21 protein-coding genes are annotated in these 16,854 nt (G+C 52.9%); 7 read left to right on the top strand and 14 right to left on the bottom strand.

Annotated features, from left to right (window positions below):
• Window positions 1-34: 34 nt before the first annotated feature.
• Window positions 35-1,348, bottom strand: a complete 1,314-nt coding sequence (locus tag IT527_RS09480) for an outer membrane protein transport protein (protein ID WP_292968355.1) — start codon at window positions 1,346-1,348, stop codon at window positions 35-37.
• A 251-nt stretch (window positions 1,349-1,599) separates the two neighbouring features.
• Here IT527_RS09480 and IT527_RS09475 point away from each other — a divergent pair, with 251 nt between their 5' ends.
• On the top strand, window positions 1,600-1,785 hold the full coding sequence (locus tag IT527_RS09475; protein ID WP_292968352.1) for a hypothetical protein: 186 nt from the start codon (window positions 1,600-1,602) through the stop codon (window positions 1,783-1,785).
• Window positions 1,775-2,014 (top strand): hypothetical protein, encoded by a 240-nt coding sequence (locus IT527_RS09470; protein WP_292968350.1) that lies wholly within the window; start codon window positions 1,775-1,777, stop codon window positions 2,012-2,014. The genes IT527_RS09475 and IT527_RS09470 overlap by 11 nt, the downstream gene beginning before the upstream one ends.
• 13 nt (window positions 2,015-2,027) lie before the next feature.
• Here the strand turns inward: IT527_RS09470 and IT527_RS09465 are convergent, their stop codons facing one another.
• The 9 genes from IT527_RS09465 to IT527_RS09425 all read right to left on the bottom strand — a co-directional run bounded on the left by IT527_RS09465 (window position 2,028) and on the right by IT527_RS09425 (window position 8,309).
• Window positions 2,028-2,774: a uracil-DNA glycosylase gene (locus IT527_RS09465; protein ID WP_292968348.1), complete on the bottom strand. Its 747-nt coding sequence runs from the start codon at window positions 2,772-2,774 to the stop codon at window positions 2,028-2,030.
• A gap of 57 nt (window positions 2,775-2,831) precedes the next feature.
• A complete protein-coding gene (rimI, locus tag IT527_RS09460) occupies window positions 2,832-3,356 on the bottom strand; it encodes a ribosomal protein S18-alanine N-acetyltransferase (protein WP_292968346.1) in 525 nt (174 codons plus the stop codon).
• Window positions 3,357-3,358: 2 nt separating this feature from the next.
• The gene (gene tsaB, locus IT527_RS09455) at window positions 3,359-4,036 is read right to left on the bottom strand and encodes a tRNA (adenosine(37)-N6)-threonylcarbamoyltransferase complex dimerization subunit type 1 TsaB (RefSeq protein WP_292968344.1); all 678 of its coding nucleotides are present in this window, start codon (window positions 4,034-4,036) and stop codon (window positions 3,359-3,361) included.
• Window positions 4,036-4,581 (bottom strand): RNA 2',3'-cyclic phosphodiesterase, encoded by a 546-nt coding sequence (gene thpR, locus IT527_RS09450; protein WP_292968342.1) that lies wholly within the window; start codon window positions 4,579-4,581, stop codon window positions 4,036-4,038. Before thpR ends, tsaB begins: the two co-directional genes overlap by 1 nt.
• A gap of 5 nt (window positions 4,582-4,586) precedes the next feature.
• Window positions 4,587-5,078 carry a 2-C-methyl-D-erythritol 2,4-cyclodiphosphate synthase gene (gene ispF / locus IT527_RS09445; protein ID WP_292968339.1) on the bottom strand — a complete coding sequence of 164 codons (492 nt, stop codon included), beginning with the start codon at window positions 5,076-5,078 and terminating at the stop codon, window positions 4,587-4,589.
• Between the two features lie 42 nt (window positions 5,079-5,120).
• On the bottom strand, window positions 5,121-6,689 hold the full coding sequence (locus tag IT527_RS09440; RefSeq protein ID WP_292968337.1) for an FAD-binding oxidoreductase: 1,569 nt from the start codon (window positions 6,687-6,689) through the stop codon (window positions 5,121-5,123).
• An 11-nt stretch (window positions 6,690-6,700) separates the two neighbouring features.
• The gene (locus IT527_RS09435) at window positions 6,701-7,411 is read right to left on the bottom strand and encodes a hypothetical protein (protein ID WP_292968335.1); all 711 of its coding nucleotides are present in this window, start codon (window positions 7,409-7,411) and stop codon (window positions 6,701-6,703) included.
• Window positions 7,412-7,421: 10 nt separating this feature from the next.
• Complete coding sequence (locus IT527_RS09430; protein WP_292968333.1) at window positions 7,422-7,778, bottom strand: cytochrome c; 357 nt, start codon at window positions 7,776-7,778, stop codon at window positions 7,422-7,424.
• 183 nt (window positions 7,779-7,961) lie between these two features.
• Window positions 7,962-8,309, bottom strand: a complete 348-nt coding sequence (locus IT527_RS09425) for a DUF488 domain-containing protein (protein ID WP_292968331.1) — start codon at window positions 8,307-8,309, stop codon at window positions 7,962-7,964.
• 54 nt (window positions 8,310-8,363) lie between these two features.
• Between IT527_RS09425 and IT527_RS09420 the strand changes: the two genes are divergently transcribed.
• The 4 genes from IT527_RS09420 (at window position 8,364) to IT527_RS09405 (ending at window position 13,139) form a co-directional block, all read left to right on the top strand.
• Window positions 8,364-9,047: an ABC transporter ATP-binding protein gene (locus IT527_RS09420; protein WP_292968329.1), complete on the top strand. Its 684-nt coding sequence runs from the start codon at window positions 8,364-8,366 to the stop codon at window positions 9,045-9,047.
• Entirely contained in the window at window positions 9,044-11,593 is a 2,550-nt protein-coding gene (locus IT527_RS09415) for an ABC transporter permease (protein WP_292968327.1), read from the top strand. The genes IT527_RS09420 and IT527_RS09415 overlap by 4 nt, the downstream gene beginning before the upstream one ends.
• On the top strand, window positions 11,593-12,672 hold the full coding sequence (locus IT527_RS09410) for a carotenoid 1,2-hydratase (protein ID WP_292968325.1): 1,080 nt from the start codon (window positions 11,593-11,595) through the stop codon (window positions 12,670-12,672). Before IT527_RS09415 ends, IT527_RS09410 begins: the two co-directional genes overlap by 1 nt.
• Before the next feature lie 224 nt (window positions 12,673-12,896).
• Window positions 12,897-13,139 (top strand): sulfurtransferase TusA family protein, encoded by a 243-nt coding sequence (locus IT527_RS09405; protein WP_292968441.1) that lies wholly within the window; start codon window positions 12,897-12,899, stop codon window positions 13,137-13,139.
• A gap of 152 nt (window positions 13,140-13,291) precedes the next feature.
• On the opposite strand, the gene IT527_RS09400 is transcribed toward IT527_RS09405, so the two are convergent.
• The 4 genes from IT527_RS09400 to IT527_RS09385 form a co-directional block, all read right to left on the bottom strand.
• Entirely contained in the window at window positions 13,292-14,632 is a 1,341-nt protein-coding gene (locus IT527_RS09400; protein ID WP_292968322.1) for an ATP-binding protein, read from the bottom strand.
• On the bottom strand, window positions 14,629-15,315 hold the full coding sequence (locus tag IT527_RS09395) for a response regulator transcription factor (protein WP_292968320.1): 687 nt from the start codon (window positions 15,313-15,315) through the stop codon (window positions 14,629-14,631). The genes IT527_RS09400 and IT527_RS09395 overlap by 4 nt, the downstream gene beginning before the upstream one ends.
• 80 nt (window positions 15,316-15,395) lie before the next feature.
• The gene (locus IT527_RS09390) at window positions 15,396-15,686 is read right to left on the bottom strand and encodes a PepSY domain-containing protein (RefSeq protein WP_292968318.1); all 291 of its coding nucleotides are present in this window, start codon (window positions 15,684-15,686) and stop codon (window positions 15,396-15,398) included.
• Window positions 15,687-15,770: 84 nt separating this feature from the next.
• Window positions 15,771-16,112: a hypothetical protein gene (locus IT527_RS09385; RefSeq protein ID WP_292968316.1), complete on the bottom strand. Its 342-nt coding sequence runs from the start codon at window positions 16,110-16,112 to the stop codon at window positions 15,771-15,773.
• A 529-nt stretch (window positions 16,113-16,641) separates the two neighbouring features.
• Here IT527_RS09385 and IT527_RS09380 point away from each other — a divergent pair.
• A partial coding sequence (locus IT527_RS09380) for a methane monooxygenase/ammonia monooxygenase subunit C (protein ID WP_292968314.1) occupies window positions 16,642-16,854 on the top strand: 213 nt, incomplete at its 3' end.

Below are 16,854 nucleotides of genomic sequence, written 5' to 3'. Positions count from 1 at the left end.
TAAAAATTAACTGTCAAAGTGCACCCGGGAAAAATCAGAATTTGTAAGTGACTTGCATCGCGATCGAATTCTCATGCAACCGGTTGGTTACCTGCGTTCCGGGAATCGGCTGGTTAATCGGAACCATGCCCGTACCGTCACTGATGAAAGTACCGGACTGTTCCGCCGAGAAAGCGTGATAGTAGGAAACATTCAGCCCCAGACGGCGGGTCAGCTCGTAGCCGGCACCTGCAGTCAGGTGATGGCGGACAATGGCCGGAGCAAAGACATTGAAGAACTGCTGTCCGGAAGAAATGGGACTTCCCCCGTAGTTATAGCCCGCACGCACGGCAAAAGCAGGCGTAACCTTATACTGCGCACCAAGTGATACCGTCCAGATATCCCGCCATCCAAACCCCTGAACAAACGGCCCCGAAGCGGTCATCGCCCAGTTCTTCTGTTCGAAACCTTTTGTACCGCTGTAATTGATCCATTTGACATCAAGCGCCAGCAGCAGGGGTTCAACAGGCTGATAACTCAGTCCGCCACCGATGATCATGGGATAGTCCAGCCGGAAACGAAAGTTCGCTGGCGTACCATCGGGATACTGGGAATTCCAGGAAAAGCTGCCAAACCACTGCGGACTTTTGAATACCAGGCCGAGTTTCAGCTGATCAAGCAATCTGTAAGTTGCACCGACAGTAACCCCCCACCCCCAGGTGGAAGCAGCATGTGTGCCGGTGGGAAAACCAGATGCGTTGGGAGTAGTACCAGGCCAGGGATCGACTACCATCGCAGCCCAATCAACATTCACTCCCACACCCAGCGATAAATCTGGTGTCAACTGGTACGCCACTGAAGGGGTCAACTGCATCATCTGGCAATTCGAGTAAACAGCACCAAACCCACCCATTGACTGGGGTAACGCCAGAGGATTGAAATTGCCGCCAGGATTCGGATTGTTGGCCGGGTAATCCACGCCGAATCCTGATATTCCCATTGCTGAAAATCCGAATGCCCAGGGGCCTTGTGTCTTGTACACGAGGCCAAAAGAGGGCAGGATCGCTTCGCGGGTCTTACTGTCCACGGTACCGGAAGGACCGCCATTGACGGTCCCGGAAAAACTCCGGTTTGGGATAAACAGCTCCAGAGCAAACTCAATGGAACTTGTGTCAAGAAAGGAAATCGACGACACATTGTTATGGTTGGACCCGATCGCATCGATCGATGTCGCTATTCCAGCCCCGCCCATGGATTGATTAATGGGCCCGACCCCGTGGAGAATATGGCCGTTTGTTGCCAGTACCGGCATGGTGTGCAAGGCTAATGTAACCGGGATCAGCCTCCACCCGTTTCTGTGATTCTGCATGGCATTTTCCTGTTATAAGTATGGTTTGCCAATGTTAATTCCCTGATCTGGCAGGCAAACCGGGTAAAAAGGCAAGTATTTCCGCCTTTATCCATGCCAGGCCCTCTCCTCCATTTTCAGGCGGTACGTTTTATCGCGTGGCCGAATGAACCGGCAGAATACGCTCTGCAACCTGTCATTGATGCCAGCGGTGTACACAAATCAGGTAATTGATGCTGTACGCATCTGTTCCGGCGAAGTGACGATGTGCCTTGCCACACCCGGAATTGTTCAGCGGTGTCATTCCCGGAACGTCTTTTCCGGCTTCGGTATCACAGCGGTTTCTGGTATTGAGTAATGCAGGGTTGAAATCCAATGGTGAAATCGTAGTGCTGGCGGATGTCGGCAGCCCGGAACAGAACTTCATCCGCCACGACTATTCCGGCAGTGGAAATTGACGATAAAGCGACAGGGTTTGCCATCCCCACCCTGAAATCGATTGAACTCGTCGAATGGGAACCGGCATTACTGCAGTTTGGCGGATCGGCGGGCGATGATCTGAAATGTGTGATCCATTCCGGCAAACTGGCACGGATTGGCAGCGGCAGTACCATACGCATGCTGCCCGTGCTGGACCCCGAAAAAGCAGGCCGTGCCTTCCGCGCCCGGCGGCTGACAGCAGCCTGAACAATAAAACCGCTTACAGCCGGGGGACAGCCGGCAGATTCTGCATGGCCTGCATGGTTGCGCGGGCAAAGCACAGGTCTTCCCATGCTTTGGCTTTGTCAGCCAGTGATCGCAGCAGATAGGCCGGGTGATAGGTAACGATCAGGGGAATACCGGAGAATTCATGCAACCTGCCGCGCAGGCTGGCAATGCTGGCATCGGTGGCAAGCAGGTTCTGGGCAGCCACCTTGCCCAGTGCCACGATCAGCCTGGGCTGAATCAATGCAATCTGGCGCAGCAGATAGGGGCGACACTGTTCCGCTTCTGCATCCAGCGGATTACGATTTCCCGGCGGGCGACATTTCACGATATTGGCAATATAGACATTCTTGCCACGCTCAAGATGAATCGTCTGCAGCATGTTATCGAGCAGTTTCCCGGCCTGGCCGACAAACGGTTCACCCAGCTCATCCTCGCGCGCGCCCGGCCCTTCTCCAATAAACAGCCAGTCAGCCTGTTCATCACCGACACCGAACACGGTTTGCTTGCGCGTCTGACTGAGCGGACAGGCGGTGCAACTGCTGACCCTCTGCCGCAACTGATCCCAGCCGGCACGAGCGATAACGGCTGTACGATCCTCTGCTGACAAAGCATCCTCCACAGCGGGTGCGCCTGCAGATGATGCGGCAGGTAACTGAACGGAAGGTTGTCCGGGAATGGCACCCGGCCTGATGCGCCACGCCGGTAACAACCCGAGTTCCTTGAGCCTATTTGGATCCATGGTTGTACACCGTTTAATCAGACAAACCGGAAAATCCGGGAATCTGTATCTTCGGATTCACAGTTCCAGTCTCATGACCAGCGCATCTTCGCGCCCGCACATTGCCGGGTAATAGCCCTTGCGCACGGCAATCTGCTGAAATCCAAGGCGGCGGTACAGGTTTGCCGCCCCGGTATTGGATTCGCGCACATCCAGCAACACATAGTCCGCCTGATGCTCTCTGGAAAGCTCAATCAGGTGGTGCAGCATCTTGCCACCCAGCCCCTGATTCTGCCAGGCAAACCCCACCCCCAGTGTCAGTACATGCGCTTCACCCGGTCCGACCATGAGAATGCCGTAACCCGCCACCACATCCGCACCCGATATCTCTGTATCAGGTTTGGCGCCCGGTTCAGTCCCGGATCCGGCGCCTGGCTGTATCAGCACGCGACAATGGTAGCCGGCCCTGATTGAATCACTGAAGTTGATGATCGACCAAGGGAAGAGAAAAATCTCATGCTCGATGCGGATAACCTGTTCCAGATCTTCCTCACGCATTTCACGAATGCTGATCCGGGAGTTGCCGGTCGCTGCCGTTTCCATTGCTATCGCCCCCGCTCGCTTTCTTTCAGCGCGACTTTGTTGCGGATATACACCGGCAGTGCTTCTTCTGCTGCTTTGCCCTCTCCATTGTCAAATTGGATCACTGCCATTTGCACCATTTCCCTGGCATGCGGATAACAGCCGGAAATGATCTGCTGCAGGTTGCCATTGTAATGTTCAGACAGGCCAGGCTGATACAGATCAAAACCGCTGCCGCAGCCTGTCCACCCGCCCCCGGATACTGCCGGAGCCGTTTCCGGCCGGCACAGCAGGGGTTCATGGACAGCAGACCAGCCGGTTGCTGCTTTTTCATATGCAGCGAAATAGAGTTCACCCATGCGTGCATCCAGCACGGCCAGTACTTTAGGCGTATCTACCCGTTGTGCCAGTGCCTCCAGCGTACTGATTCCGACAACCGGTATATCCTGAGAAAATGCCAGCCCCTGCGCGACGCTACAGGCAATGCGCAACCCGGTGAATGAACCCGGGCCTGCTCCAAAAGCAATACCGTCAATCCGGTTGAGCGTAACCCCGGCCTCATTCAGCATGGTTTGCAGCATCGGCAACAGCAATTCGGAATGACGCTGTCCCGCCAGCACATCCCGGCTGATAAGCCTGCCATCCAGCCACAGCGCAAGGGAGCAATATTCGGTTGAGGTATCAAATGCGACGATGTTCATTAATTATCCGGTGGCGCGAGTGTCCAGTCTGCAAGCGATTGATAGACTGATCCGTATTGGGATAGCCGGGACTGCACCAGCGACCAGTGTGTGGCTGTCCAGGTAACAGGGCGGATTATTTCAGATATGTGATTACATTTTGCATTGCGCACCAGCGTAACATGCGGCACGAATTTCACCATGTCATAACGCACTCCGGCAGCAGTCAGCTGATTGCGCAACTCCTGTGCCAGTGCCGCCAGTTCATGACTGTTTTGCGAAATTCCGGCAGCGATGATATTGCCTTTACCCCAGCAGTACAGCTTGTCCAGCAGCAGATCAAACGATACATTTTGAATGACTGAACCCGCCTGACGCAATGCCGGAATCATATTGCGGTCTGTTTCTCCCAGAAACGCCAGCGTCAGATGCAGATTTTCCGGTCGTACAGGACGGCCGGGGCAGTGATCTGCAATCTTTCTAGCCAATCGCGCCAGTTGCTCGCGTACGGCTTCCGGCGGCCACAATGCAAAAAACAGCCTGACCGGAGACGACGTGTCAGACATGGTGCTCAGACCTCGTTTCTGCCCGCGATCAGACAAACCACTTCCGCAACGATGCCCTCCCCGCGCCCGACCACACCGAGTTTTTCAGCCGTTTTTGCTTTAACGTTGATATCACCCGGCGGGATAGCAAGATCCTGCGCGATGTTGGCGATCATCCCCGGAATATGCGGTGCCATTTTGGGCGCCTGTGCGATGATGGTCGCATCAACATTCACCACCTGATAGCCTGCTTCAGTCAGCAGCCGGTGAACTTCACGCACCAGCCTGCGACTGTCGATACCTTTGTAGCGCGCATCCGTATCAGAAAAATGCCGGCCAATGTCACCCAGTGCAGCCGCACCCAGCAGTGCATCACACAAGGCATGCAGCAGTACATCCGCATCCGAATGACCCAGTAACCCCTTTTCATACGGAATGACCACCCCGCCGATGATGAGATCACGCCCGACCACCAGCGGGTGAATATCAAACCCCTGCCCGATTCTGATTTTTTTCATAATAAATATTGGGTATCTCGAAAAACCATATCTCAGGAACCATTATTCCTTAAAAGTATCAAGATCAATTCCGGATTTTCCCGGTGCCAGAATATTGTTGGGGTCAAGTGCCCGTTTAATTGCATGTTCGACCCGGCGCTTTACCGGGCCATAACTCTGTGCAACACGCTCCATAAAGGCAGTGTTAACGCGGTAAACAGCATAACCTTCCTTTTCGAACTCATTGATCAGCTCATGAAAACACCGGTAGGCAGACTCGGTTTCTTCTTTGCTGGTACGGTCGTACAGCACATCGATGACGTGATGCATATCACGCCAGCCGACAATAAATTCACCCACGTAATCCAGGCCGTATTTGTTGAGAATTTTTTTTGCCAGCGTCTTCTGTCTATCACATTCGCTGCCACGAGCCTGACTGACTGGCGCAAACCACATGGAGCCGCCACCACCACGCCAGTTATACAATCCAAATTCCTGCAGGTTGGGTATCCCGGACATCAGCTCGGCACGATACTTGAATGGCTGAGTATTGCCCGCTTCTTCCTGAGTAATGATCTTACCCTTACCTGATTTTTTGATCGTTTCAGTAACAATCTTCCAGTTAACGTCAACCTGTTCCTGAGTACCGTACAGTGCGGCATAAACATTCCAGGCACCCAGATTTTTATCACGCTGGATTTGCCTGAGTACTGAATCCGGTGTTGCGCCACCTCCAGTTACATATTCAGAACGGCGCACATTGGCGCTCCCTGCTTCCCAAAGTATATTGGCAATCACGACTGAATTTGGAATGATCTGGGCAATTCGCAGCGGGCGCAGCAGCTCGACAATATCCGTTATATCAGATTCATTTTCGTACCGGATCTCAAATGGTTTGATTACCGGAGGTCTGGGCATCAGCCAGAAACCCATCTTGGTACAGATACCGTAATTGGACTGGGTAAACATGCCATCCAAAGTTGGACCATATCCCCACTTGAAAACCTGCCAGCTGTTTTCATTTTTAACACTTCCCATTCCGGTTCTCAGTATTTCACCATTGGCCAATACCAATTCCATACCGCATTGCATCATAAAATGCTCGCCATACGGGGTATAGCCGACGCCACGGTCCATGGTATTGCCAACCGGCCCGGCAATGACAGATGGCGCGGAAAATGACAGCATTAATGGCAGATTGTTTTTCTGCAGGTAGTCATATAGCTGCCCATAAGTTACCCCGGGCTCAACCAGTGCTGTACACAGATCCGGATCAACATGAATGATTTTGTTCATTCTTTTGAGATCCAGTATCACCTGTCCACGATGCTGCGGGGCAGCAGAGCCATAGCCAAAATTGCGACCGGTAGAAATAGTCCAGATGGGAATCTTGTATTTGTTACAGATCCTGACAATTCCCTGAACCTGTTCCACAGTCGTTGCGACCAGAGCAGCCGACGGAGCATGTTCGGAATCAGCAACCGGCATCATGATTTTTGTGTAGGGGACCAGCTGTTCTGGTTTGGTCAATACATTTTCATCACCAAGCAGCTTTTGAAATTCTTCGATGGCTTTCTGAAATTCCTGCTGGGAAATTCCCCGGGGCAACACAGCATACTTTTGTTCGCTCATAGTGAATCTCCTCAAATCTCAAAGGTAAAGGAAATAAAATGTCCGTTCAGTGGCACGATCGAGTTACTGTCAATCTGTGAAATATTCGAAAAATCGGCCGGGTCATTGCCGACCAGCGCAAATCCAAGGTCCATACTCCATTGCAAATCTTCCGTACCTCCTTCACGAGTGTACAAAACGGGCTCATATAATGGCTGTCCTTCTCTCATCCGGCCTCCTTCAGAGATACAGCTAAAGCCATGCGATGCAAGCCGGCGACCAAACAACCCACCGCGATCACCAGCAATCTCGCTGCTATACAACAAATGACGGGATTGTCCCGACTCCACTGTATGTTGTCCCAGCCAGCGCATACAGGCACCCAGAGAACGCGCCTGATCGATAATAAGCGTACCGTGAGCATCATCCGCCAGACCTGTAACGATAAGCCCTTCTGTTGACATCCCGCTAATATGGCGCTGTAGTGATGACAGAAAATCCCGCTCGGAGTCGAGGTCATATATTTTTATATTGGTATTCCCGGTAACTCTTGCTCCTTGCAGAAAAGCTGAATATTCAGCCTTCCGATTTACCAGCAGCAGAGTTGTGACAGGATTGATCAGCCCGGCAGATTGAGTTTGCCTGGCAGCAGCCAGGGCAGTACCTGAACCCACCCATCCGAGACAACCTGAAATTCCACCCAGAGCGATACTTTTGAGTAACAGGCGACGTTGCGTATCCATAGAATCACCCTCACTTTTTTTCAGAAGTGGTTTGCTGAATATACTGTCCAAGCGATTTCAAATCTTCATTGCTGATATATGGCTCGGGAAAGGCCGGCATGGCTCGAAATCCGTGCCGTACGACATGAGTAATATACTCAACCGGCAGTTGCCGGCCTTTGATAACAGGACCTACCCCGGTTTCGTGACAATGCTGGCATATCGTGTCGTAAACGTTTCTTCCACCTGACCACTGATCGCTATTTCCAATATCTTTCCCGACAGCTTCTTCAATCATATAAACGAACAGAACAAGCCATATCGTGGATAGCGTAATACTGGTCATGAAGATTCGTTTTCCAGCCCAATTTTCTTTAAGAAAAAACATTTTGATACCTCCGTTTATTGCTGACGAAACAAGTCACTCAACAAAAAAGATATAACAGCTATTTATACAATAGCTTATGCGCATTATGCGTTCTGTTTATATTCCCGGATGCAAATTTGAAGTGCAACGCTCGATTTGAAAAATCCTCAATCAGCCACCGTATCCATGTAAAACAGAACCTTCTCAGCACAGCTCCAGCAGATAATCCCGTAGTACCACCGCCTGATTGCATTCCTGATCATGCGCGCCGTATACCAGTGTCAGCCGTCCTCGGGCTGCTCTGTCCAGCAGTTCTTTCACATCAGCACTGGCAGACAGTTCATCCCGATAGCGCCGCTGGAATTCCGGCCATTTTTCATGCTCGTGGTTAAACCATTTGCGTAAATCCGTACTTGGTGCAATTTCTTTCAGCCACAGATCACACGCCACCTGTTCTTTTTTCAATCCGCGCGGCCAGAGTCGATCCACCAGAATACGGCAGCCATCTGCCGGATCAGCCGGTTCGTAAGCTCTTTTGATTTGAATGTCCATTTCAGTCAAAACCTCGTATGCTTTGATCACGTTCTCAACTATACAATATCCGGTATGAGCCTTACACCCGTTCTGGAACTGCACAAAATCAGCAAAACCTACGCCGGCCGTCAGGTGTTGTCCGGGCTGTCGTACCGCTTTACAGCCGGTGAATACATCGCAATCATGGGAGAATCCGGTGCAGGCAAATCAACACTGCTGAATCTAATTGCCGGCCTGGACAGCCCTGATAGCGGTGAAATCCGGATTGAAGGCGAAGTTTTACCGGTGGAAGATGAAGCCGCCACCCTGCTGCGACGCAGGCATCTGGGATTTATTTTTCAGGCGTTTCACGTTTTGCCGCATCTGACGCTGCTGCAGAATGTTTCACTGCCATTACTGCTCAACCGACTGCCACTTGATCGTGCACCTGCCATGCTGGCCGCAGTGGGGCTGCAGGGAAGGGAGCAGGATTTCCCGCATCAGCTGTCCGGGGGAGAGCTGCAGCGTGTGGCTGTTGCCCGCGCACTGGTACATCACCCGCGCCTGATCCTGGCGGACGAACCCACCGGAAATCTTGATCAGGATACTGCCGGAGAGATACTGCGGCTGATCCGCACCGAGATCAAAACCAGTGGCGCTTCTGCAATTATCGTCACTCATTCACACACCGCAGCGGAAACTGCGGACAAAATCCTGAAGCTGGACAGTTATGGCCTTGCTCCGTTTCACTCAGCCCAACCGGAAAACCGGCAATGACCCCGGCATTACTTACCCGTTGGCTGCTGCTGGGCGAGTGGCACTCACACCGCCTGCAATCCATTGTCGCCGTGCTGGCCATCATGCTGGGTGTGGCGCTGGGCTTCACCATCCACCTCATCAATACCGCTGCAGTTACTGAATTTTCTACAGCCACCCGCAGTCTCTCCGGCACATCCGATCTGACAGTGCGCGCCGTACGAACCACATTTGATGAATCCCTTTACCCCGCACTCATGCATCATACCGGTGTGGCACAAGCCAGCCCGGTATTGGAGATTACCGCTGGCGTACCCGCCAAAACAAAAACCATGCACAACCCCGTCCTCACGATTCTTGGGCTGGATGTGTTTCGTGCTGCTGCTGTCACGCCCGATCTGATTGGGGTTCCCGCCGAAGATAAGCGCATGGATACTCTGGCTGACGACGCTGTCTTTCTGTCTCCGGCTGCAATGGAATGGTTCGCTGTCAAACAGGGTGATTCAATTGAGGTCAGTACGGGAGCCAAACAGGTGAAATTGCGTGTCGCTGGCGGATTAACCCGGGTACATGCCGGCCAGCGTATTGCCGTCATGGATATTGGCGCGGCACAGTGGCGCTTCGACCAGATCGGCCGCCTTTCCCGCATTGAACTGAAACTGCAGCAAGGCGTGGATCACCATGCTTTCCGGGCAACACTGGATAAAGAGCTGGGCCCGTCTTTTCTGCTGACAGAAAGTGAGGATGACGATATACGGGCACGCAATATGTCACGCGCCTATCGCGTTAATCTCAATATCCTGGCGCTGGTTGCCCTGTTTACCGGTGCATTCCTGATTTTTTCCGGCCAGGTGCTGTCCACCATCCGGCGACGGTCACAGCTGGCTCTGCTGCGTGTGCTGGGCATGACACGCCGCCAGCTGTTGCGCCAGTTACTGCTGGAAAGCGGATCGCTGGGTATATTGGGATCGCTGCTGGGGCTGGCGTTGGGTTATCTGCTGGCGGCCACAGCCCTTCACCATCTCGGGGCAGATCTGGGAGCCGGTTTTTTCCCGGGGCTGGAGCCCCGCCTGCACCCCGATCCCCTCGCTGCACTGTTTTATTTTCTGCTGGGTACCGGCGTCACGATTGCAGGCAGCCTGCTGCCTGCATGGGAAGCGGCTCACACACACCCGGCGCCCGCGCTTAAATCCGGCAGTGAGTACACCGTGCTGGCTGCATTACGCGCTCCCCGACTGGCTGCTGTCTGTTTGCTGGCAGGCATCCTTTTTTCCGGTTTACCGCCAGTGAATGATCTGCCCGTATTCGGCTACCTTGCAGTTGTCCTGCTGCTGGTCGGCAGCATGGCTGCACTGCCATATTTGTGCGGCCTGTTTTTTTCCGCATTGTCACATGCGCTCAATCCGGGCAGATCCGGTGTACTGACTGTACTGGCCGTCACCCGGCTTTCCAACGCCTCCGGTCTGGCTGCGGTTGCGCTGGGCGGAATACTGGTCAGCTTCAGCCTGATGGTTGCCATGGCGATCATGGTGGCCAGTTTCCGTATATCGGTCGATGACTGGCTGACACGTGTGCTGCCGGCCGATCTTTATCTGCACTCCACTATTCATCAGGATATGCGTGGATTCATACGGGACGAGCAACAGGCAATCGCCGGCATTCCGGCTGTCGAACGCACTGATTTCATCCGCTCGATCCCGCTGACGCTGGATCCCGCCAGGCCAAACATTACACTGCTGGCACGGCCGATTGACGAAAACAACCCCGGATTGATTCTGCCGCTGACCGGAGTCGCACTTTCACCCGGCGATATTCCACCGGATACCATACCGATCTGGGCATCAGAAGCCATGGTTGATCTGTACGGCTATCAGACCGGCATGCGGGTCACACTGCCTTTTGCCGATCCCGCACAATCTTTTATTGTTGCCGGAATCTGGCGCGATTACGGCCGCATGTTTGGCGCTGTTCAGATGCAGCTGTCTGATTATCGCAATCTGACGGGAGACGATCATATCAGTGATGCTGCACTGTGGCTGAAAAAAGGGGCTGTAACCGACACGGTAATTGCTTCGCTGAAGGCACTGCCGTTTGGCAACACACTGGAAATCATGGAAACCGGCCGGGTTCGCGCCGTTGCCCTGAAGCAGTTTGATCGCAGTTTTGCCGTCACCTATCTGCTGGAGCTGGTAGCAATTGGCGTCGGCCTGATGGGTGTGGCAGCCAGCTTTTCAGCTCAAACGCTGACCCGGGTCAGGGAATTTGGCATGTTGCGTCACATTGGCTTCAGCAAACGGCAAATTTATCGCATGCTGACGCTGGAAGGCGGGCTACTCTCCGGATTTGGTATTGCTGCCGGATTTCTGCTGGGCACCGGCATCAGCCTGATCCTGATTTTTATCATCAATCCACAATCTTTCCACTGGAGCATGCAACTGCACATGCCTTGGACATGGCTGCTGCTGATGGCACTGGCAGTATTGGGGGCGGCGGCAACAACCGCATTTTCCGCCAGCCGCCGTGCAGCGTCCGGTAATGTCATTCGTGCCGTCAGGGAGGACTGGTAATGCGTAACCTTTTTATATTCTGGATAGTATCTGGCTGGCTGGCTGTTCAGGGTATGGCAACTTCCGCTCCACCCGCACTGGCACCGGTTGTTCCCGGAAAGATCCTTGAATTCCCGGATGATTTTGGCGCACATAACGATTTCAGAATTGAATGGTGGTATGTAACCGGCTGGCTGGAAACCCCGGCAGGGAAACCGCTCGGCTTTCAGATCACTTTCTTCCGCACAGCCACCCGGGCCGACAGAGACAACCCCAGCCACTTCTCTCCGCAACAGCTGATCATTGCCCATGTTGCACTGTCTGATCCGGCAATCGGCCGATTGCAGCATGATCAGAAAATTGCCCGTGCAGGCTTCGATCTGGCATATGCCAGAACCGGCAATACCGATGTCAAACTGGATGACTGGTCTTTTGTGCGCGAAGCTGATGGCCATTACCGCACCCATATCAGGGCAGAAAATTTCACCCTGGATTTCACGCTGACACCTGCACAACCCTTGATGCAGCAGGGTGAAAACGGCTTCTCCCGCAAAGGGCCTGAACCGGAACAGGCCAGTTACTATTACAGTGAACCGCATTTACAGATAACCGGCACCATCCGCCGCCAGGGAGAAGATATGCCGGTAACCGGCACCGCCTGGCTCGATCACGAATGGTCAAGCGCACTGCTGGATGCCAATGCACAAGGCTGGGACTGGATTGGCGCGAGCCTCGCTGATGGCGCTGCTCTGATGGCTTTCCAGATACGCGGAAAAGACGGCAGTAAAATCCGGGCACATGCCGCGTTACGCGATGCTGCCGGCCATATTCAGACATTCACGCCCGATCAGGTCAGTTTTCACCCGATTCGCACCTGGCATTCTGCCCGCACCCAGGCAGATTATCCGGTTGCCACCCGCGTCCGGACCGGAAAAATCGAATGGCTGATTACACCGTTAATGGATGATCAGGAACTGGATGCACGCACCTCTGCCGGCGCAGTTTATTGGGAAGGCGCTGTCACCCTCACGCGCGATGGTGAACCTGCCGGGCATGGCTACATGGAGCTGACCGGCTATGTGCAACCCTTGTCGATGTAAAAAACGCTCCCGGCAATCAGTATTAGATCTTCACTATCCCAAACAGGTAAAATTCACCGATCTGCTAATCGGGATAATCCTGAAAACCTCAGTTGGGCGGGCAGGAGTGAACTCGCCAGAGAGGTGAACACGAAAATGGAAATAAAGTTGAAAACTGTCATGATGTTAAGACAACAAACAAGCGGTCAACCGGGGTTTTCAGGATGATTCAAGACAATCACAAAATGAATCCGGATAACGAATTGTTTGACAGAGAGCTGGATGTACGCGGGCTCATCTGCCCGCTGCCTATTCTGCGGACAAAAAAATCCCTGTCTGAAATGGCGCGTGGACAGGTGCTCAAGATCATGGCGACTGATCCGGGGGCGATGATTGACTTTCAGGTGTTCGCCGATCAGACCGGACATGAACTGTTGTCCTCATCCGAAAATACGGGCGAATATTTGTTTTATCTGAAGAAAAAATAGAGCTGCCATTCCAGACAATCCCCCGGTATTAAACCCGGGTAATTCATTAAAGCGCGGGATGTGGCAACACGATTGTTTCGCCGCTGGAAGCGTGAAGCACGCGGGGCAAAAAAGGATATTCGCCCTGATAATGCAGCTGCTCTGATACTGTGTTATTTGCTTTTCTCAAAACACAAAATTACGCTGAGACCGCCACCAGGGCTGTTTTCAATCAGCAACCCGCCATCATAGACCTGCATAATGTCGCGCACGATGGCAAGACCAATACCGTGGCCGGGAGTCGACTGATCCGCACGTGCACCACGTTCCAGAATGCGGGTAATTTCCTGTGGTGGAATACCGGGGCCGTCATCACTGATCTGAATCACGACCTGATCTTCCTGATAACCGGCAGATAAACGGATGCTGTGGCGGCACCATTTGAAGGCATTGTCGATCAGATTGCCAAGCAGCTCCATCAGATCGCCCTCGTCGATACGCAAACCGATGCTGTCATCCACTTCCACTGTAATGTCCGGCTGTTTATTACGATAAGCCCTGGTAACCAGGCTGATGATTCTGTCTGCCACCGGGCGCAACAGAACCACCCCCATTCCGGGCGAACTGCCGGCCGTTGCAGCGCGGCGCAGCTGGTACTGGATAGTATTATCCATGCGCTCAATCTGCTCTTGCATTATTTTGTACCGGGCAGCCTCATCACCTTCGCCTTGAACTGCACCTTGCAGTACGGCCAGTGGCGTCTTAAGACTGTGAGCAAGATCAGCCAGCCCGTTGCGATAACGCCTTTGCTGTTTACGTTCATGCGCTATCAGGGAATTGATGCTGTCAGTCAGCAGTTTGAGTTCTTTGGGGTAGGTCCCTTTCAGATTGTCCTGATGACCGGATTCAATCGCTGCCAGCTCGGTGGAAACTGTACGTAATGGCAGTAACCCCCAGCGTAAAACCAGCATTTGCGTAGCCAGCAGGAAAACTACCATCAGCCCCAGCCAGCTCCACATATCTTCACGATAGCGTTCAATTTGCGCATCCAGCAGCACCGTATCGGTAATCACGTTAAAAACCAGCGGCACATCACCAGACGCGATTTCCCAGGCAACGCTGTAACGGTAGATAAAATAAGGCTCCCCCTCCAGAGTAATCTGCTCAAACTCCTTGCTGCCTTTCTCCAGCGGGGTGATGGCTGGCATTGGTTTATTCAGGGAGGAGGTGGAGCGCCAGAGGATGGTATTGGCAGGGCCCGTCACAAAGGCGTAGATATCGGAATTGACATGGCTGAATTCCGCATCCAGCAGATTGGTGGCAACATCCAGATCACCGGATTCTTCCACTTCAGCATCACCCAGCAGCATCAGCAGTTTGGCGAACAGCCGATCCTTTACGCCGACACGTGCACTGTCATAGAACGCGCGATCCAGTGTCAGGGTGATTCCGGCAATAAAGACCAGTAGTACCAGTGTGGCACTAATCAGGACGCGCTGATTGAGCGACATCATGATGGTTTGTTACAGTCGAGCGTGAAACGGTAGCCGCGCCCGCGCATGGTTTCGATCGGTTTCAGCGTGCCTTCCGGATCGAGTTTGCGCCGTAATCTGCCGATCATGACTTCAAGCACGTTGCTGTCGCGATCTTCATCGTGCGGATAGAGGGAATCCGCCAGCGATTCTTTGGACAGCACTTCACCGCGGTGGCGTATCAGCTCTTCCAGCAGACGGTATTCAAACGTGGTCAGTTCAATGTTTGTATCATTAATGCTGACGGATTGCGCCGTTACATCCAGCGAAATAGGGCCGCATTTCAGCAAGGTTTGCGGAATGCCGGTAGCGCGGCGCAGCAATGCCCTGACTCTGGCCTGCAGCTCTTCCATCTGGAACGGTTTGGTCAGGTAATCATCTGCTCCCGCCTCCAGCCCCTGCACTTTATCCTGCCAGCTGCTGCGTGCAGTCAGTACCAGAACCGGCAGCAGACTGCCGCGTTCCCGCAGTGCACTGATGATTTCCAGGCCGGATTTACCAGGCAGGCCGATATCAATAATCGCAGCATCAAAACGATACTCTGTGGCAAGAAACAACCCTTCATCACCATCACCGCTGGTATCTACCATGTACCCGGCGGCTTCCAGCTGCTGGCGAATCTGGTTTTGCAAATGCGGTTCGTCCTCAATGACCAGAATACGCATTCAGCTCCCCTGCGGCACACTTGTGGTAACAGAATGAATTGACTTGAATCATGCATCTGATTTCAGGAGTCATCCAGGAATCAGCGAGCGGATACGACAGAGCCATCCACGGCATTGATCAGCACCATATGAACGGTACCTCGCTCGCTAAGAATTTTGATGCGATAGTGTTTATCAGACTGGCTGATTGCCAGCACATGCCCCTTGAAATGCTGCTGCGCAATGGCAATCGCATGTTGCTCTGAAATGCCGCCGGCAGGACTGGTCGCGCTGTTACGCCCACTGGCAGAATTATGCCGACCGGCCGTGGTGTCCGATATCGCAGCGACCACGCTCAGCACCACCAGTGCCGCTTGCCACCATTTCGTCATCACACCCCATCCCCGTATACCGAAAATAGAAATCAAGCGGGGAAAGGGTAAGCTCTGACCCGTATCTGACGCCCGCTTGTACCGTCAGTAACGTAACATGAAATCTACATTTGGGGTATTGACCCCCACCGATACCCGGGGAGGCGGAACGATATAAACCGGGGCCGGAGGATAATAGCTGTACTGCGGTTGCGGGTAATACTGCTGCTGATAATAGACTGGCGGCTGACTGTAGATACGTACCTGCCCGCCAGAACGCCAGTAATGGTCATAATGGTCATGGTGATGGTGGCGATCATGATGATCGTGGCGATCGTGATGACCACGATGTCCCCCACCCGCATATGCCATAGAGGGTGCAGCCAGACTGGCAGCCAGGAATGCGGTCAACGCCAGGCCAGTCAGATTTTTTATTTTGATATTCATATTTTCCTCCTCGGTGTTGTACTCATCAGGCTGATTCCTGATGATACCAATTTACGCCACCCAATCTGAATGAAAACTGAATGGGGGAAAGCCTGATCAGCCTGGCCGGATTTCATAATCAAAATACCCCGACTGAGGAAGCGGTACAGTTCACTGCTGTACGCTTTCACCCGGCGACATACCGGCACCACGACAGAAGGAGTGTAAACCGGAAATATACCCCTGCTTTTCAGCGTAATTGGCATGGAATAGGCCATATATTTCGATATTGAACTTTATCTGATTTAAGGCATCACATAAGTACCTGTAAAAAAACAGGTTTTTTATTCACAAAAACAGAGGAGATGTTCGCCATGAAAGTGTCTGAATCCGGCAGTTGTATGAGGGTGGTTCGGTTAACCGCAATTTTCTCAGCAACCCGGAACTGTCCTAAATCGGATTTCACTTTGAAACCCGACTGGTAACTTACTTTTTTCTAATTCAGGAATTTCTCCGGAAATTCTGACTGTTACAAGAAGGAGTGTTATTTATGGCTACAAGCATATTGAAGGATAAGGCTGTACAGCAAGTCGCTGGTAAACTGGCTTACGACAAATCGGAATGGTTTGACGCCAGGTACTACAAATACGGCCTGCTGCCCATTCTGGGCATAGCGGTATTCTGGGTATGGTATCAGCGTACGTTTGCCTATTCCCATGGCATGGATTCGATGGAGCCGGATTTTGACCGGATCTGGATGGGT

This window comes from Nitrosomonas sp. (assembly GCF_020852615.1).
Taxonomy (GTDB): Bacteria; Pseudomonadota; Gammaproteobacteria; order Burkholderiales; family Nitrosomonadaceae; genus Nitrosomonas.
This window is presented reverse-complemented; position numbering and strand designations above follow the sequence as displayed.

What these genes read in the sequence shown, in the direction of transcription:
- IT527_RS09480 (WP_292968355.1), bottom strand. Translation starts at nt 1,348, where the DNA reads ATGCAGAATCACAGAAACGGGTGGAGGCTGATCCCGGTTACATTAGCC.
- IT527_RS09465 (WP_292968348.1), bottom strand. Translation starts at nt 2,774, where the DNA reads ATGGATCCAAATAGGCTCAAGGAACTCGGGTTGTTACCGGCGTGGCGC.
- rimI (WP_292968346.1), bottom strand. Translation starts at nt 3,356, where the DNA reads ATGGAAACGGCAGCGACCGGCAACTCCCGGATCAGCATTCGTGAAATG.
- tsaB (WP_292968344.1), bottom strand. Translation starts at nt 4,036, where the DNA reads ATGAACATCGTCGCATTTGATACCTCAACCGAATATTGCTCCCTTGCG.
- thpR (WP_292968342.1), bottom strand. Translation starts at nt 4,581, where the DNA reads ATGTCTGACACGTCGTCTCCGGTCAGGCTGTTTTTTGCATTGTGGCCG.
- ispF (WP_292968339.1), bottom strand. Translation starts at nt 5,078, where the DNA reads ATGAAAAAAATCAGAATCGGGCAGGGGTTTGATATTCACCCGCTGGTG.
- IT527_RS09440 (WP_292968337.1), bottom strand. Translation starts at nt 6,689, where the DNA reads ATGAGCGAACAAAAGTATGCTGTGTTGCCCCGGGGAATTTCCCAGCAG.
- IT527_RS09435 (WP_292968335.1), bottom strand. Translation starts at nt 7,411, where the DNA reads ATGGATACGCAACGTCGCCTGTTACTCAAAAGTATCGCTCTGGGTGGA.
- IT527_RS09430 (WP_292968333.1), bottom strand. Translation starts at nt 7,778, where the DNA reads ATGTTTTTTCTTAAAGAAAATTGGGCTGGAAAACGAATCTTCATGACC.
- IT527_RS09425 (WP_292968331.1), bottom strand. Translation starts at nt 8,309, where the DNA reads ATGGACATTCAAATCAAAAGAGCTTACGAACCGGCTGATCCGGCAGAT.
- IT527_RS09420 (WP_292968329.1), top strand. Translation starts at nt 8,364, where the DNA reads ATGAGCCTTACACCCGTTCTGGAACTGCACAAAATCAGCAAAACCTAC.
- IT527_RS09415 (WP_292968327.1), top strand. Translation starts at nt 9,044, where the DNA reads ATGACCCCGGCATTACTTACCCGTTGGCTGCTGCTGGGCGAGTGGCAC.
- IT527_RS09410 (WP_292968325.1), top strand. Translation starts at nt 11,593, where the DNA reads ATGCGTAACCTTTTTATATTCTGGATAGTATCTGGCTGGCTGGCTGTT.
- IT527_RS09405 (WP_292968441.1), top strand. Translation starts at nt 12,897, where the DNA reads ATGAATCCGGATAACGAATTGTTTGACAGAGAGCTGGATGTACGCGGG.
- IT527_RS09400 (WP_292968322.1), bottom strand. Translation starts at nt 14,632, where the DNA reads ATGATGTCGCTCAATCAGCGCGTCCTGATTAGTGCCACACTGGTACTA.
- IT527_RS09395 (WP_292968320.1), bottom strand. Translation starts at nt 15,315, where the DNA reads ATGCGTATTCTGGTCATTGAGGACGAACCGCATTTGCAAAACCAGATT.
- IT527_RS09390 (WP_292968318.1), bottom strand. Translation starts at nt 15,686, where the DNA reads ATGACGAAATGGTGGCAAGCGGCACTGGTGGTGCTGAGCGTGGTCGCT.
- IT527_RS09385 (WP_292968316.1), bottom strand. Translation starts at nt 16,112, where the DNA reads ATGAATATCAAAATAAAAAATCTGACTGGCCTGGCGTTGACCGCATTC.